This is a genomic window from Micromonospora sp. NPDC004704, from assembly GCF_053601675.1.
In genome coordinates, this window is the sequence record NZ_JBSGCD010000001.1 from 301,347 (window position 1) to 318,086 (window position 16,740).

Genomic DNA, 16,740 nt, shown 5'->3' on the forward strand with positions numbered 1-16,740 from the left:
GCAGGGAAAGCATGCAGACGGCGCTCCACCGTCGTCAATGGAGAGTCGTATATCTGCGGAAGGGCCGACCGGACGGACGGGGAGGGAAATCCGCGCGTCCCGCCAATCACGGCGATTCTCGACGCGGCAAACTCCCACAATCGGTTCGCATCACATCGGTGCCATGGCGTGCGGCGTGACGACGCTAACAACCGCGCGGTCGCGGTCCCGGCTCGGCGGTGGTGGGCGGGGCGCGGTGCTTCCGTACGGCTGTCCCGGTGACCGCGATGTGCGACCGGACGACGGATCCGCGTTGCCGAAGCCGCGCGCAGGTCACGAAAAAGTTGCCGAGTGCTTCCGAAACTTCCGGGGACTTCGACACCTTCGGCGGGTCGAACGAGGCAGTTGTGACGGTGAATGCGCCGATCAGGACGGTTGTCTCGGGTTCGTGGCGAGCGCGCGGTCACAGTGGACGGCAATTTGAGACCCTTGACACACCTTGGCGGTGCATTTAAGTTGCCGAAAAAGGTTACCGAGTTTACCGAAAGTTTCGGAGTGCGACCCGATCGGCCTGTCACCGGTCGGGCGGCGGACGTGGCCGGATCTGAGGGGTTGGATGAGAAGCCAGTTGCCAGTGGAAACCCTTCATACGCCAACGCGTACGCACACCGCCGCCGCGCCGGAGACCACCCGTGCGCCGCGCCCGCGCCGCCACCGCCGGAGCTGGCGGCGGGCCCTGCGTCGGGACTGGCAGCTCTACTCGCTGGCGCTGTTCCCGCTGTTGTTCTTCCTGGTCTTCCGCTACCTGCCGATGATCGGCAACGTGATCGCGTTCCGCCGGTTCCAACCCGGCGGCAACCTGTTCGGCGAGTACTGGGTCGGCCTGCGGTACTTCCGGATGTTCCTCAACGACCCGACGTTCTGGGAGGTGTTCACCAACACCCTGGTGCTGGGCACGCTGACCCTGCTGTTCTGCTTCCCCCTCCCGATCGTGCTGGCGCTGCTGCTCAACGAGGTCCGTACCCGCAGGCTCAAGCGCTTTGTCCAGTCCGTGTCCTACCTGCCGCACTTCCTGTCGATCGTGATCGTGGCCGCCATGGTCATGCAGTTGCTCGCGATGGACGGGGCGGTGAACCAGCTCGTACGCGGTCTCGGCGGCGACGCGGTGCCGTTCCTCCAGCAACCGGAGTGGTTCCGGGCCATCTACGTCTCGTCCGAGGTCTGGCAGACCGTCGGCTGGGGCACGATCCTCTACCTCGCCGCGCTCACCACCATCGACGACAACCTGTACGAGGCGGCCCGGATCGACGGGGCCAACCGGTGGCGGCAGACCTGGCACGTCACCCTGCCCGGCATCCGGCCGACGATGGTGACGCTCCTGATCCTCAACATCGGCACGTTCATGGCGGTCGGGTTCGAGAAGGTCCTGCTGCTCTACAACCCGCTGACGTACCCGACCGCGGACGTGATCTCCACCTACCTGTACCGGATGGGCTTCGAGTCCAGCAACTTCAGTTACGCCGCCGCGATCGGGCTCTTCGAGGCCGTGATCGGGCTGATCCTGGTCCTGTCGGCGAACACGATCTCGCGTCGCACGGTGGGAACGAGCCTGTGGTGACCGTCGGAACCGACACCGCCACCGCGAAGACCGGTCGGCGACGGGGCGTGCGCCCGACCCGGGGCTACCGGTTGTTCCAGGCCCTCAACGCGGTGATCCTGACCGGCGTCGTGATCGTGACCCTGTACCCCTTCGCCAACATCGTCGCCCGTTCCCTCAGCGAAGAGGCGTACCTCATCGCCGGGAAGGTCAACCTCGTCCCGCGCGGGTTCGACCTGACCGCGTACCGGCTCGTGATGTCCGACTCGATGTTCTGGACGAACTACCGCAACACCCTGGTGTACACCGTCGTCGGGACGCTCATCGCCCTCGTTCTGACCACCTGTTACGCGTACGTGCTGTCGAAGCCGCAACTCAAGGGGCGCGGGGCCCTGGTCGGCATCGCGGTGTTCACCATGTTCTTCTCCGGTGGCCTGATACCCAACTATGTGCTGATCACCAGCCTGGGGATGAAGAACACCCTCTGGGTGGTCGTCCTGCCCAACGCCATCAACGTGTTCAACCTGCTGGTGATGAAGGCGTTCTTCGAGAGCCTGCCGGTCGAGTTGGAGGAGGCGGCGGCCGTCGACGGGCTGAACACGTACGGCACGCTGCTGCGGATCGTACTGCCGTTGTCGAAGGCCATCATCGCCACGATGGTGCTGTTCTACGCGGTGTCCTTCTGGAACTCGTGGTTCAGCGCGTTCCTCTACATGGACCGGCTGGATCTCTTCCCGGTGACGGTCTACCTGCGCAACCTCATCTCGGGAGCCACCGGCGCGCAGTCGGCCGGCGGCGTGGCCGAGGGGGACGCGGTCCAGGCCGCGGCCACCCTCCAGGCCGTGACGATCGTGCTCACCACCCTGCCCATCCTGGCGGTCTACCCGTTCATCCAGCGGTTCTTCGTGTCCGGCGTGATGCTCGGCGCGGTCAAGGGCTAGCCCGTACGTCCCATCACCGTTTCACCCGCACCGACCCCGACCCACCCACCACCACCGCCCCGAAAGGACGGGCCATGCTCGACAGAACGTGGCGCCGCGTAGCGATAGCCGCTGCCGGTCTGCTCACCCTCAGCCTCGTCGCGTGCTCCGAGGAATCCCCGCAGACAACGGACCTGTCCGCCAACCGGGCCGGTGCCATGGCCGACTACGGCGTCGGGGACCAGTTCAAGGCCACCGAGCCGCTTTCCTTCTCCACCCTCTACAACAACCACTCGTTCTACCCGCTGAAGAACGAGTGGCTGTTCTGGTCGGAGCTCACCAAGCGCACCAACGTGAAGATCGATCCGGTCGCGGTGCCGTTGAGCGACTACGAGCAGAAGCGCAGCCTGTTGATCGGTGCCGGCGACGCCCCGCTGATCATCCCGAAGACCTACCACCCGCAGGAGAACGCCTTCGTCTCCTCCGGGGCGATCCTTCCGGTGAGCGACTACATCGACCTGATGCCGAACTTCAAGGACAAGATCGCCAGGTGGAAGCTCGAGCCCGAGATCAACACGCTGCGCCAGTCGGACGGCAAGTACTACCTGCTCCCCGGGGTGCACGAGAAGCCGCTGCACGACTACTCGGTCGCCGTACGGGTCGACATCCTCGACCAGCTCGGCCTCCAGGTCCCGAAGACCTGGGACGAGTTGTACACGGTGCTGAAGGCGATGAAGGCGAGGTACCCGGACACGTACCCGTTCTCCGAGCGGTGGGGCAAGCCCACTCCGGGCGGCAACCTGTTGAACATCATCGGTGCCTCCTACGGCACCCAGGCCGGCTGGAACTACCAGCACACCACCTGGGACCCCGGCGCCAAGAAGTTCGTCTACACCGGCGCTACCGAGCAGTACAAGCAGATGCTCCAGTACGTCAACAAGCTCGTGGCCGAAGGGCTGCTCGATCCGGAGAGCTTCACCCAGACCGATGACCAGGCACGCCAGAAGCTGGCCAACGGCAAGTCGTTTGTCATCGGCGCCAACGCGCAGACCCTGGTCAACGAGAACCGGCCGGACCTGGCCAAGACCCAGCCGAACGCGAAGCTGGTCAAGATTCCGCTGCTGGTGGGCCCGGCCGGGGAGATCAACCCCACCTCCCGCCTGGAGAACGGCATCATGATCTCCACGAAGGCCAAGGAGAGCAAGAACTTCGTGGCCATGATGCAGTTCGTCGACTGGCTGTGGTATTCCGACGCCGGCCAGGAGTTCGCCAGGTGGGGCGTCGAGGGGACCACGTACACCAAGGACGCCTCCGGTAAGCGCATCCTCACCGCCGACGTCAACGTACTCGGGCTCAACCCCCAGGGAAGCAAGCACCTGCAGAAGGAGTTCGGCTTCTACAACGGGGTGTTCACGTACGGCGGCAACCCCGAACTGGTCCAGTCCTTCTTCTCCCCGGAGGAGCAGGAGTTCCAGAAGGTGATGAACGCGCGCAAGCCGGTGGTGGTGCCGCCGCCGTACCCGTTCACCGACGAAGAGCGTGAGCAGGTGTCGCTGTGGGAGACGCCGCTGAAGGACTTCGTCACCCAGAACGGGTTGCGTTTCATCCTCGGGCAGCGGCCCTTCGCCGAGTGGGACGCCTATGTGGGTGAGCTGAAGGCGAAGAACTCTGAGCAGTACATCACGCTGGTCAACAAGGCCTACGAGCGCTACCAGAAGGAAAACGGCTGACCGCGCGGTCCGGCCGGGTCCACCACCGGGCCCGGCCGGACCGGGAGGAAGGGAAACAACCGTGAGTGACACCGCGCGGGCCGGGCGACAGGTCGGGGAGGGGCCCCTCTCCCGGGCCGCCGCGTTCGTCTACACCCTGCTGGCCGTCGAACTGCTGGTCCTGGTCACCACCCTGCCGGGCCTGGTCCCGCTGGTCCTGCTCGACCGCGACGCCAGCAACCTGCCGCTGGTCGCGACCTGCCTGCTCCCGGTCGGCCCGGCGATCTCCGCCGCCCTGTACACGCTGCATCACCAGCGCCCCGACCTGACCGACCTGCGCCCCGCCGGCAGGTTCTGGCGGGCCTACCGGGACAACCTCCCGGGCGTGCTCCGGGTCTGGGTCCCGACGGTGCTCTGGCTGACCATCATCGCGATGAACCTCGCGAACCTCACCGCGGCCGCCGTCCCGGCCTGGTGGGGGGTGCTGCTGGTGCTCGTCGGGGCCGGGGTGGCCCTCGTCGGGGCCAACGCCCTGCTGGTCGCCTCCCTGTTCACCTTCCGCACCCGCGACGTGCTCCGGCTGGCCCTGTACTTCCTCGTGCGTACGCCGAGCGTCACGTTCGGCAACGCCGTCCTGCTGGCCGCGGCGGCAGGGCTCACCGCGGTCTTCTCGGAGGCGGTCCTCGCGCTGCTCGGCGCGGTCCTCGTCCTGGCGTTCCTGCGGGTCGGCGAACCGATGATCCGCGGCATCCGGAAGGAGTTCACCGCATGACCCTGCCCGTCACCTCGAAGGTCGCGTTCGGCGGCGACTACAACCCCGAGCAGTGGCCCGAGGACGTGTGGAAGGAGGACTACCGGCTCTTCGACGCAGCCCGGATCGACACCGTGACGCTGGGCGTGTTCGACTGGGCCCTCACCCAACCCGCCGAGGGCGTCTACGACTTCTCTCCACTGGACCGAATCGTCGAGCGGGCCGGCGCACAGGGACGCCGGATCTGCCTGGCGACCGGGACCGGCGCGCATCCGGCGTGGCTGGCGCGGGCGTACCCGGAGGTGACCCGGACCGACTTCGAGGGCCGCCGGCACCGGTACGGGCAGCGGCACAACTCCTGCCCCAGCTCCCCGGTGTTCCGCAGGTTCTCCAGCGAACTGGCCCGCCGGGTCGCCCGGCGGTACGCGGGAAACCCGGCGGTTGTCGCCTGGCACATCGGCAACGAGTACGGCGGCGCCTGCTACTGCGAGCGGTGCGCCGCCGGTTTCCGCGACTGGCTACGACGCCGGTACGGCAGCCTCGACGCCCTCAACACCGCCTGGTACACGACATTCTGGTCGCACACCTTCACGGACTGGGAGCAGATCGAGCCGCCGTCGGCGTTGACCGAACACTGGCGCGGTCCCGACCACACCGCCTTCCAGGGCATCACCCTGGACTATCAGCGGTTCATGTCGGACGCCATGCTGGGCAACTTCCTCGACGAGCGGGCGGCGATCCGGGAGTCCAGCCCCGACGTGCCGGTCACCACCAACTTCATGGGCATGTACCGGCCTCTCGACTACCATCGCTGGGCGCCGCACCTGGATTTCGCCTCCTGGGACAACTACCCGCCGGACGACCGCTCGGCCGCCCGGATGGCACTCACCCATGACCTGATGCGCGGTCTCAAGGACGGCCAACCGTTCTGGCTGATGGAGCAGACCCCGAGCGTGACCGCGTCCCGGGACGTCAACCCGCTGAAGCGGCCCGGACTGATGCGGCTGTGGAGCTGGCAGGCGGTGGCGCACGGCGCCGACGCCGTGCTCTTCTTCCAATTGCGGGCCTCCCGGGGGGCCTGCGAGAAGTACCACGGCGCGGTCATCGGCCATGCCGGCCGCTCCGACACCCGGGTGTTCCGCGAGGTCGCGGAGCTGGGCGTCGAACTGGACCGGCTCGGCTCGGTGGCGCTGGGCGCGCGGACCCCGGCCCGGGTCGCGCTGCTCTTCGACTGGGACAGCTGGTGGGCGTTGGAGATCTCCGACGGCCCGTCCCGGCTGGTCCGCTACCAGCAGGTCGTCCAGGCGTACCACCGGGCGCTCTGGGACGCGGGCGTCGACCTGGACGTGGTCGCGGTGACGGCGGACCTGTCCCGCTACGACGTCGTCGTGGCGCCCGCCCTGCACATGCTCAAGGGTGACCTGGCGAAACGCCTGGAGGCGGTGGCCGCGCGCGGCGGATCGGTGCTGACCACGTACCTGTCGGGCCGGGTGGACGAGCACGACAACGCCTTCCTGATGGACGTGCCCGGTCCGCTGGGCCCACTGATGGGAGTCCGCGTCGACGAGTGGGACGCCCGGGATCCGGAGGTGGTCAACCCGGTACGACTCGACACCGGCGCCGGCCCGCTCGACGTCGAGTCGAGGCTGCTGTTCGAGTTGGTGATCCCGCAGGGGGCGGAGGTGGTCGGCAGGTACCGGGCCGACTTCTACGCCGGCACCCCGGCGGTCACCCGGAACTCCTTCGGCCTCGGTCACGGTTGGTACGTCGCCGCCGGGCTGGACCAGGCGGGGGTTTCCTGGGTGGTCCGGCAGGTGCTGGTACGGCACGATCTGCTCGGCCCGTACCCGGAGGTGCCGGATCTGGAGTCGGCCGTGCGGGTCACCCCCGACGGGATCCGGCTGCTGTTCCTGCTCAACCACCGGGACGAGCCGGTCGAGCTGACCGCCCGTACCGGTGGCGTCGATCTGATCACCGCTGACCGGGTCGAGGCCGGCCGTCCGTTCCGGCTGCCACGGCTCGGGGTTGTCGTCGTGCGGGAGGACCGGTGACCACCGGCCAGCAGCCCGTGCACGCCGCCTGGCTGCCCCCGGAGGCGTTCGGCTCGCTCGGCTCGCGCCGCGTCCTGGTGCACGGGGACGGTCTGCTCGTCGACACCGTGTTCGCCGAGGTCGCCGCCGCCTGTGCCGGGCACGGCGGCCGGGCGCGGCGCACGGGCGGTTACCCGTCCACGCCCGGTGACCCGGCGACCGCCGGTGACCTGGCCGACGAGGCCGCCGACCTGGTGCTCGCGCTGCGTGGCGGCGAGCCCCTGCCCGCACCGGCGGCACGGGTCCTGGCGGCGGGACGGACCGCGCCGGACGCCACCCTCGGCGACGAGGGGTTCCTGCTGGCCCGCGACGCGGGGGTGACGGTGGTGCTGGCCGACGCCCCGGCCGGCCTGCTGTACGGGCTGTTCCACCTGGTCCGGCTCGGCGCGGCGGCCTTCGGCGACCTCCCGGCCCCGCAACGGCACCGGCCCGCGATGCGTCTGCGGATGCTCGACCACTGGGACAACGTGTCCGTGCATCCGGTGATGGGGCAGGTCGAGCGGGGCTACGCCGGCGGCTCGATCTTCTGGCACGACGGCGCCGCCCGCCGCGACCCGGTCCGGGTCCGGGAGTACGCCCGGCTGCTCGCCGCCTGCGGGATCAACGCCATCTCGGTGAACAACGTCAACGTCCACGCCACCGAGGCGACGCTGCTGACCGAGCGGCTCGGCGACGTGGCCGCGATCGCGGAGATCATGCGCCCGTACGGCATCCGGGTGCACCTGTCGGTCACCTTCGCCGCCCCGGTGGTCCTCGGCGACCTGCCGACCGCCGACCCATCGGACGAGCGGGTACGCGCCTGGTGGGCGACCACCACCACGAAGGTGTACGAGCGCATCCCCGACTTCGGCGGTTACGTGGTGAAGGCCGACTCCGAGGGACAGCCCGGCCCGTTCACGTACGGTCGCGATCACGCCGAGGGTGCGAACCTGCTCGCGGAGGCGCTCGCCCCACACGGGGGAGTGGTGCACTGGCGGGCGTTCGTCTACAACCATCGGCAGGACTGGCGGGACCGGGCGACCGACCGGGCCCGAGCCGCGTACGACCACTTCGCCCCGCTCGACGGGCGGTTCCGGGACAACGTGATTCTCCAGGTGAAGTTCGGCCCGGTGGACTTCCAGGTGCGCGAGCCGGTCTCACCGGTGATCGCGGCCATGCCGGCGACCCGGCTGGCGGTGGAGCTGCAGGTGACCCAGGAATACACCGGCCAGCAGCGGCACGTCTGTTACCTCGGTCCGTGGTGGAGCGAGGTGTTGCGGTTCACACCAGGGGAGCCGGGGAAGCCGGGGGAGCAGGGGGGACGGACGGTCGCCGACGTCGCCGCGGGCGGGTCGGCAGCGGGAGGCGGACTGGTAGCGGTCTCGAACGTGGGCGACGACCCGTTCTGGACCGGACATCCCCTGGCGCAGGCCAACCTGTACGCCTTCGGCCGGCTTGCCTGGGATCCCCGGCTGGACCCGCTGGCCGTCCTCGACGAGTGGATCGAGCTGACCTTCCCACCGTCGACGACGGGCGACCCGGACCTGGTACGGCAGACACTGCACGCGGTGATGGACGACTCGTGGCGCACCTACGAGCGCTACACCGCGCCGCTCGGGGTCGGCTTCATGGTGCGGCCCGGGCACCACTACGGCCCCGACGTGGACGGGTACGAGTACACCCCGTGGGGCACCTACCACTTCGCCGACCGGGACGGCGTCGGCGTGGACCGTACCCGCGCGACGGGGACGGGCTTCACCGGCCAGTACCCACCGCCCTGGAACGCGGTGTACGAGTCACGCGAGCAGTGCCACGACGAACTGCTGCTCTTCTTCCACCACGTGCCCTACGGGCACGTCCTGCACGACGGAACCACCGTCATCCAGCACATCTACGACACCCACTTCGCCGGGGTCGAGCAGGTGGAGGCGATGCGGCAGCGGTGGCGGCTGCTCGACGGGGTGATCGACCCGGCCGTGCACCGCCGGGTGAGCGAGCGCCTCGACGAGCAGTTGCGCAGCGCCACGGAGTGGCGGGACCAGGTCAACACCTACTTCTTCCGGAAGTCCGGGGTGCCGGACGCGTGGGGACGCCGCATCCACTGATCCGGCCGGCTCGCCGGGCCCGCTGCTATCCCGGGTCCTCGATCAGGGTGGTCGGCTCGCCGACCCGGAGGTGATCCCCGGGGCCGGTGCGGGGGTCGAGCGCTTCCGCCCTCGGCAGGTGGCATCCTCGCCCGCTGCAATACTGCCGGCTGTGACCCTGTCGAGCGAGAAGAGTCCGTCCGCCGGGCTGATCCTGGTCGCCGTCGTCGAGATGGCGCCCGGGCACGCCGAAGCCGGACAGCGGTACGAGGACGCGGTGCTGGGACTGCTGGACCGGCACGGCGGTGTGGTCGAGCGCCGCCTGCGCGGTACGGATTCCGCAACCGAGGTGCACGTGATCCGGTTCCGGTCCCGAGCCGGATACGAGTCCTTCATGGTCGACCCGGATCGGCTCACCCGTCGCGCTGGTCTCGGCGAGGCCGCGCCGACCACGCGTGTGATCGAGGTACGCGACCTCGGCACGCCCGTCCACGAATCCTGACCGTCCACGGTGGAGGGCACCGTGGCGGTTTGCCGGAGTTACCGGGGTTCGCGCCCGTACGCCGCGGCCAGCCGGGCGAATCCCTCCTCCAGGGTGACCTGTGGTGACCAGCGGAGTGCCGCCCTGGTGCGGCGTTGGTCGAACCAGTGCGCCGTGGACAACTGCTCGGCCAGGAACCGGGTCATCGGCGGTTCCTCGGTCCGCCGCAGCGCCGACCAGACCCGCTCCACCGGGGCGCCACCGATCTTCGCCGCGGCCACCGGCACCCGGAGCCTCGGTGGTGTCGCCCCGGCGGCGACGCAGATCCGGTCGACCAGCTCGGCCACCGTGCGCGGCTCACCGTTGGTCACCACAAAAGCCCGCCCGTGTACGGCGTCGTCGGGAGCCCGGTCGAGCGCGGCGACCATGGCCTCGGCGGCGTTGCTGACGTACGTCGTGTCGATCAGGGCGGTGCCCCGGCCGACCAGGGCCAGCCGGCCGGACCGCGCCCGTTCGACGATCCTGGCCACCAACTGGGTGTCACCCGGTCCCCAGACCAGGTGCGGGCGGACCGCCACGACGGCGAAGTCGGTGGCGTCGGCGGCCAGGGCAAGCAGCTCGGCCGAGGCTTTGCTGCGGGCGTAGTTGCCCCTGGCCCGGTCCGGATCGGCCCGGTCGGCACCGACGCCCACCAGGTCGGTCCCGTGGTGGGCGACCGACGGCGAGGAGACCTGCACGAACCGCGTCACGCCAGCGGCCCGGGCGGCGTCGAGCAGGGTGGTCGTGCCGCCGATGTTGATCTCCTGGAACTGTGGCCATGCACCGGTCATCGACACCTTCGCGGCCAGGTGGACCACCGCGTCCACGCCGTCGACGGCCTCGCGTACGGCCGCCGGATCGGTGATGTCGCCGCGCTGCTCGTCGACCCCGGTCAGGCCGCTGGGCCGGCGCTGCAGGACGCGGACCCGGTCGCCGCGCAGCACCAGGGCGGTGGCGACGGCACCGCCGAGCATGCCGCTGGCGCCGGTGACGAGGACCTTCACAGTCCGCCGAACCTCCCGCCGGCGAGTACCCGTTCCGCCCATCGGCGCAGTCGGGAACGGTCGATCTTCGAGTTGTGCCGGATGTCCGTGGGCAGGTTCGGGACGACCAGTACGGCCGCGACCGTGGGTGCGACCACCGCTCGTACCGCGTCGGTCAGTTCCCGGCCGGCCAGCCCGGCCCGGCGTACCGGGGGCAGGGTCTCGGCGATGACCACGACCTGCGCCGCACCGCGCGGCCCGACGCCGACCACGGCGGCCCGGGCGATCTGCGGCAACGACTCCACCTGTTGCTCGATCCCGACCGGGGTGAGGACGCCCTCCGACGTGATCAACACATGGGTCAGCCGGCCCTGTACCCACAGCCGGCCGTCCGGGTCCACATAGCCGACGTCGCCGGTCCGGTGCCAACCCGGGTTGCGCGAGCTGGCCCGCTCGGTGAACCACAGGGCGTCGTACCGGTCCTTGGCATGCGCGGCGCGGACCATGATCTCGCCGGTCACCCCGGGCACGTCGCCGGGCTGCTCGGCGGGTGTGCCGGTCGGGTCCAGGGCGGCGATCGCCACCTGCACGCCGGGCAGTGGCCGGCCGACGCAGACGCCGTCACCCGGTCCGGCGTCGACGATCTCGTCGAGGGTGATGTCCGTGACCGGGAGGACCTCGGTCATCCCGTACGGGGTGTGCGGCTGCGCCTTCGGCATCAGCGCCCGCGCCCTGGCGAGCAGTACGGCGGGCACCGGTGCGCCCGCACTGAGCAGCAGCGTGACCCCCTCCAGTGCGGCACGATGCCGGGCGTCCAACGCGTTCCCGGTGTCGACCACGTTGCGTAGCGCCGCCGGTGAGGCGAACACCGCCGAGGCGTCGACCGCGGCCGTTGCCTCGGCGAGGGCGGTGGCGGTCAACGTACGGGGCGCGGTCACCCGCATGTCCGGGATCGCCGAGGCGGCACCGAGGGCCGGTCCGAACAGTGCGAACGGCGCGAACGCCGCCACGATCCCGGTTTCGGCGTCGATACCGAGGTCGGACAGTGCGTCGCGCATCGCGGCGAGCTGACGGTGGGTGTAGACCGCGCCCTTCGCCGGCCCGGTCGAGCCGGAGGTGAACAGGACCGCCGCGTCGTCGTCCGGTTCGGGCGCGGCGGGCAGTTCCCGGCCACCCGCACCGAGACGGGCGAGCCGGCCCAGGGTCAACGCGCCGAGTGCGGCGGCGCCCGGCCCGGCCCCGAACCGTCGTCCCGGCCAGCGCAACGCGCGGGCGACGGCCAGTCCCTGACCGACGGCGATGATGTGCGCGGGGGCGGCACCACGCAGTGCCCGGTTCATGCCGGCCAGTCCCAGCCCCGGGTCGGCCACCACGATCACCGCGCCGATGCGCAGGCACGCGTAGACGGCGGCGGTCAGGTCGGCGCCGGGCGGTACGAGCAGCGCCACCCGGTCGCCCCGGCGTACTCCGGAGGCGGACAGTCCCGCCGCGATCTCCCGGATCCGCCGCCACAGCAGCGACCAGCTGACCTGCCGGCCGTTCCGGGCCATCTCGACCAGCGCGACGGACCGGTCGTCGGCGCGCTCGGCCAACGTCGCCCAGAGCGGACGCCACGGCGGTACGGCTTCGGGCGTGGCGGTCGGGGCCGGGGTCGACCGGTCCAGGTCGGCCACCCACTGCGCGACCGCACCGGCGACGTCGGCGTCCTCGGCGAGCAGGTGACCCGCTCCTTCGAACCGGTGCAGTTGCGCGTGCGGCAGTCGGGTACGCAGATCCCGCAGGTGTGCGGCACCGAAGACCGGGTCCCGTGGCCCCCACAGCAGCAGCGCCGGTACGTCTGCGAGCCCGTCCAGGTGCTGCGCGACCTCCTGCAACGCCGACCAGCTCGGATGTTCGGGGCGCAGCGGGATGTCCGCCACAAAATCGCCGATCGCCGCGCGCCGCCCCGGCGTCCGGTACGGGGCGAGGTAGCCGTCCCGGACCGGGGTCGGCAGCCACGGATTCGCCAGTGCGAGAGTGGCCTGCAGGAACGTGGGAGTCCACACGGTGACCGTCGGCAGGATGCCGGGCAGTCCGGCCAGCCGGATCAGCGAGGGTGCCGGTGATCCGCTCGGTTGGTGTACGGCCGTGTTGGTGAGCACCACCCCGCGGAGCTGGTCGCGGTGGTGCAGCGCCCAGCCCAGGGAGATGGATCCGCCCCAGTCGTGGCCGACCGTGACGACCGGTCCGGTGAGGTCCAACGCGTCGGTGACCGTACCGAGGTCGTCGATCCGTTGGGCGAGCCGGCGTACCGTGCCGGTGCGTTCCGAGAACCCCATGTCCAGGTGGTCGACCGCGACCACCCGCCACGGCGGGGCGTCGGGCCGGCTGAACCGGGCCAGCAGGTGCCGCCACAGGTACGACCAGGTCGGGTTGCCGTGTACGCACAGCAGGGTGCCGACGTACCGGGTGTCGCCGGGGTCCGCTGCGCCGGTGTCCAGCACATGCCAGGTCCGCTCCACGCCCTGGCTGTCCACTGCGGTGACCGACCGGGACCAGGCGGGGTCCAGACCGGGCAGGACAACCGGCGGCAGCCCTTGACGGCCGTTCACCACACGATTTCCAGGGCGCAGGTGTTCAGGCCGGAGCCGACTCCCATGCACAGCACCCGGTCGCCGGAGCTGAGTGAGTCGGCGTGGTGCGCGAGGGTCAACGGCAGCGACGCCGGTCCGACGTTGCCCAACAGGGGGAACGTCGTCGGGACCCGGCGCGGGTCGAGGCCGAGCCGGTTGACGACTCCGCGCGTGTGGGCGGCCGAGACCTGGTGCATCACGTACAGGTCCATGTTCTGCCAGTCCCACGGTCCGACGTGCGCCCAGGTCGCCTCGGCCAGTCCCAGGCCGGCGTCGAGCAGACCCTTCGCGTCCGTACTCATCATGGTGTTGTCCCCGACGCACAGCTCGTGGTGCTGGGTCGCGGCCCGGCCCACACCACCGACCAGCCGGTGCCCGGCCGCGTGCGTGTCCGCCGGTCCCAGGACCATCGCCGCCGCGCCCGAACCGAGGGTCAACGTGGCGAACTGCTCCCGGACCTCCTCGCGGGTGGCGTCGGGGCGGCGCAGCCGGTCGATGGTCGCCTGTTGGGCCTGCCGGGAGCTCTCTCCCGCGACGATCAGCGCGTACCGGATCTGCCCGGCGTCGATCATGTTGGCGGCGACCTGGATCCCGTTGACGAACCCGAGGCACGCGTTCGCGATGTCGAAGTTCAACGCCGAGTGGGGCAGTTCCAGCGCGTGATGGATGGCGACTGCCGTCGATGGCTCGAGATGTGCCCGGGACACCGACGTGTTGATCATCAGGCCGACGTCGCGGGCATCGACGCCGGCTTCCGAGAGCGCCTTCGCTCCGGCCATCGCCGCTCCGTCGGCAAAGGAGAAGCCCTCCGGCCACCACCGTCGTTCCCGGATGCCGGCGATCCGCTGGAGCATTCCCCGGCGCATGCGTAACCGTTGAAGGGTGTCGCCCAGTTCGTCGTCGATTTGGTCAGAGGTCACGATGACCGGCGCCTCCAAGGCCGCCACTGACAGTACCGCCGTGTTCGTGTAGCGATACTCAGCATTGCCGTCGGTCATCCAGCCTCCGTCCGTAGCCCGTACCTCGGGGCTCGAAGTTATCCACTCCGGCCTCCGTTCACCAATGATCAATTGTCTTGGCGGTGAACATCACCCCGCGTACCGGCGTCACGCGCGGCTCGCGTCGACTTTGGGTGCTTGTTTGGCGACCATGAGTAGCCGAAATCGACTCCCTACCACCGGTTTCCCGCGCCGTATCCACGAGCGTCGGTCGGATTGTCGACGAGGTCGTGGATCGCGGCTACCCGTCGACGAATCCGACCGGTTGGTCAGGTTCCTAGGATGCTTAGGCGTTGTGCTCCGGGCAACGGAGATGTCGGTGCGGGCCGATGTGTCGAGCACCGGAAAAGGGACATCCGCCGGAGAACCGGGCGGGGGATGCGGGCTAGCATGGCCCGGTTCCTTGGCGGCGGCTGAAACGAGGCGACATGGGGTGGTTCCGGTCTTTGCTGGGCAGGAAGAAGGTCCAGCAGGATCCGACCCGGCAGGAGGCACTGCTCCACGATGTCCGGCGGTCCGGCGCCCGGGCGGAGGTCCGGTTTCCCGACCAGGCCGACGCGGTGGCGCGGTTGCTCGACGGTGACGACGGGTTGTCGGTGGCGGCCCGGATCATGCGCGAGTTCGCCGACGAGGCCCACGCGGAACTCCACGCCCAGGCAGCCGACCTCAACCGGCGGCGTGGTTACCGCCTCGTGGTCGACCGACGGAACTACCGACCGCTGTGGCAGGCCGCCGGGCCGGAGTTGCGCTGGCCACTGTTCGCCCTACCCGGCGGCCTGCACCCGTACGTGCAGGTGGCCGCGGCCGTCACCGTCGTCGGCGCGCAGGCGTCCCGGATCGTACGGGTGACCGACCCGTACCCGTTGCTGGCCCACGTGTTCGAGGTGTTCGACCTCACCGCCGCCGGCTGGGAGTACGGCCGGGTCCAGGTGGACGTCGACGGTGCCGCCCTGGCCAACGGGCTGATCTACACCGCCCGGGAGATCCGGGGCGCGATGGACGACCCACCTCCGCTGCCGCCGCCGGTCCGCGAACTGATGCGACGCAACAACACCATCGACGTGTACGACCCCACCGGCACCAGGGTCGTCGGCGCGATCAATCTGGGCGGGGAGTTGAGACCTTCCCTGCTGGTCTGAGACCCGGCGCGGGATCTCCGGAACCGGGCGGGTCAGCGCGGGTCAGCGGCGTCGGGCCGCGGTCAGCGCCACCACGAACTGGCCACCGCCGGGCTCGATGCTGGCCGTGACGGGAAGCGCGGGGGCGAGTCGGGAGAAGCGGTCCACCAACCAGTCCGCCGTCTGCTCGGCATCGGCTCGGTCCGCGCACCGGACCACGATCTCCCGGCCGCCCTTGCGGTCCAGCCGGTCGGCAACCGTGAGCAGCACCGCCGGCTCCATCAGGACGATCTCCGCCGGCCAGGGGATCACCGGAGTGACCGCGCCCTTTTTCGTGTTGCAGCCCCGGTGGGCCAGGCGCTCCCCACCGGCGAAGTCCGTACCGGCCTTCTTGCCCGCCGCCCGTTGGTTGGTCGTCCTGCTGTCGACACTCGGGCCGCGCGGGTCGTTCACCGACGTGGCCCGGTCGACCGGTTCGTCACAGACCCAGCAGCGCCAGCCGTCCCGGTCTGCAATGTCTTCGAGCTGGCTCATTCGGGGGCTGCCGATCGTCGGAGGGCTGTGGACACCGCACACGCTAGCCTGCCGTCCGGTCGAGCGATCATCGGCCGCGACAGCGCCTCTGCGCGAAGTCGACACGTCTCCGCGCCCCGCCCGTGGACGAGAGACGCGAAGGGCGCCGAGGAAAGAGTCGACATTCTCCTCCGTGCGTTGTCGATTTGAGGGCTGTGCCTTCGTGTAGCTGTCGAGAGGTCGGTGATGGGCCGGCCGCTTCGGCGAGGAGGCCACCGTGGGCAGGGTTGTCGTGGTGGAGAACGTGACGCTCGACGGGGTCATGCAGGCGCCGGGCGGCGCCGAGGAGGGCACCGGGCCCGGCGGCGACCTCGTCCGGCTCGCCGACCAGGACCGGACGCTCTGGGACCGGGCCCTGATCGCGGAGGGTCAGGACCTGGTCAGGTGGTGCCTGCGTCGCGCCCGGCCCGGCCCCTACCAGGTGCAGGCCGCGATCAACGCGGTGCACAGCGACGCCACGACGGCCATGGACACCGACTGGGTGCAGATCCTCGCGCTGTACGACCACCTGACGGCGCTGACGCCCGGCCCGGTTGTCGCGCTGCACCGCGCGGCACCGCGCGGTGGCGTTGGCCGAGGTGCGGGGGCCGGCCGTCGCCCTGCCGCTGGTCGACGCCCTGACCGGCCTCGACCGCCACCATGTCTTCCACGCCGTACGCGCCGACCTGCTCCGCCGTCTCGGAGGTACCGGGCAGGCCGAGGCGGCCTACCGGCGTGCCGCCGCGCTGACCGACAACAACGCCGAACGCCGCTTCCTCGACGCCCGCCGCGCCGCCCTGCCCCGCTGACCGCACCGGCCGGGTGGGGGATTGTTCCGGTGAGCCGTA

At 70.3% G+C, this 16,740-nt stretch carries 13 protein-coding genes; 9 read left to right on the forward strand and 4 right to left on the reverse strand.

Annotated elements, in window-relative coordinates:
• Positions 1–613: 613 nt before the first annotated feature.
• From ACWEFB_RS01255 to ACWEFB_RS01285, 7 genes are all read left to right on the forward strand, one after another.
• On the forward strand, positions 614–1,597 hold the full coding sequence (locus ACWEFB_RS01255; protein WP_452281066.1) for an ABC transporter permease: 984 nt from the start codon (positions 614–616) through the stop codon (positions 1,595–1,597).
• Positions 1,594–2,517 carry a carbohydrate ABC transporter permease gene (locus ACWEFB_RS01260; RefSeq protein WP_452281068.1) on the forward strand — a complete coding sequence of 308 codons (924 nt, stop codon included), beginning with the start codon at positions 1,594–1,596 and terminating at the stop codon, positions 2,515–2,517. Before ACWEFB_RS01255 ends, ACWEFB_RS01260 begins: the two co-directional genes overlap by 4 nt.
• A 74-nt stretch (positions 2,518–2,591) precedes the next feature.
• Positions 2,592–4,226 carry an ABC transporter substrate-binding protein gene (locus ACWEFB_RS01265; protein ID WP_452281070.1) on the forward strand — a complete coding sequence of 545 codons (1,635 nt, stop codon included), beginning with the start codon at positions 2,592–2,594 and terminating at the stop codon, positions 4,224–4,226.
• 61 nt (positions 4,227–4,287) lie between these two features.
• Positions 4,288–4,977 (forward strand): hypothetical protein, encoded by a 690-nt coding sequence (locus tag ACWEFB_RS01270; protein WP_452281072.1) that lies wholly within the window; start codon positions 4,288–4,290, stop codon positions 4,975–4,977.
• Positions 4,974–7,007 carry a beta-galactosidase gene (locus ACWEFB_RS01275; protein ID WP_452281074.1) on the forward strand — a complete coding sequence of 678 codons (2,034 nt, stop codon included), beginning with the start codon at positions 4,974–4,976 and terminating at the stop codon, positions 7,005–7,007. Before ACWEFB_RS01270 ends, ACWEFB_RS01275 begins: the two co-directional genes overlap by 4 nt.
• A complete protein-coding gene (locus ACWEFB_RS01280; RefSeq protein ID WP_452281076.1) occupies positions 7,004–9,130 on the forward strand; it encodes an alpha-glucuronidase in 2,127 nt (708 codons plus the stop codon). Before ACWEFB_RS01275 ends, ACWEFB_RS01280 begins: the two co-directional genes overlap by 4 nt.
• Before the next feature lie 151 nt (positions 9,131–9,281).
• Positions 9,282–9,611 carry a hypothetical protein gene (locus ACWEFB_RS01285; protein WP_452281078.1) on the forward strand — a complete coding sequence of 110 codons (330 nt, stop codon included), beginning with the start codon at positions 9,282–9,284 and terminating at the stop codon, positions 9,609–9,611.
• A 38-nt stretch (positions 9,612–9,649) separates the two neighbouring features.
• Here ACWEFB_RS01285 and ACWEFB_RS01290 read toward each other — a convergent pair whose 3' ends face one another.
• Genes ACWEFB_RS01290 through ACWEFB_RS01300 form a run of 3 tightly spaced genes read right to left on the reverse strand, consistent with a single transcriptional unit; the run spans position 9,650 to position 14,144 of the window.
• Entirely contained in the window at positions 9,650–10,633 is a 984-nt protein-coding gene (locus ACWEFB_RS01290; RefSeq protein ID WP_452281080.1) for an NAD-dependent epimerase/dehydratase family protein, read from the reverse strand.
• Complete coding sequence (locus tag ACWEFB_RS01295) at positions 10,630–13,203, reverse strand: alpha/beta fold hydrolase (RefSeq protein ID WP_452281082.1); 2,574 nt, start codon at positions 13,201–13,203, stop codon at positions 10,630–10,632. Before ACWEFB_RS01295 ends, ACWEFB_RS01290 begins: the two co-directional genes overlap by 4 nt.
• Positions 13,200–14,144 (reverse strand): 3-oxoacyl-ACP synthase III, encoded by a 945-nt coding sequence (locus ACWEFB_RS01300; RefSeq protein ID WP_452281084.1) that lies wholly within the window; start codon positions 14,142–14,144, stop codon positions 13,200–13,202. Before ACWEFB_RS01300 ends, ACWEFB_RS01295 begins: the two co-directional genes overlap by 4 nt.
• Before the next feature lie 506 nt (positions 14,145–14,650).
• Between ACWEFB_RS01300 and ACWEFB_RS01305 the strand changes: the two genes are divergently transcribed.
• Positions 14,651–15,361, forward strand: coding sequence for a hypothetical protein (locus ACWEFB_RS01305; RefSeq protein ID WP_452281086.1), 711 nt, complete (start codon positions 14,651–14,653; stop codon positions 15,359–15,361).
• A gap of 42 nt (positions 15,362–15,403) precedes the next feature.
• Here ACWEFB_RS01305 and ACWEFB_RS01310 read toward each other — a convergent pair whose 3' ends face one another.
• The gene (locus tag ACWEFB_RS01310) at positions 15,404–15,874 is read right to left on the reverse strand and encodes a hypothetical protein (protein WP_452281088.1); all 471 of its coding nucleotides are present in this window, start codon (positions 15,872–15,874) and stop codon (positions 15,404–15,406) included.
• Between the two features lie 572 nt (positions 15,875–16,446).
• Here ACWEFB_RS01310 and ACWEFB_RS01315 point away from each other — a divergent pair.
• Complete coding sequence (locus ACWEFB_RS01315; protein WP_452281090.1) at positions 16,447–16,701, forward strand: hypothetical protein; 255 nt, start codon at positions 16,447–16,449, stop codon at positions 16,699–16,701.
• Positions 16,702–16,740: the final 39 nt, after the last annotated feature.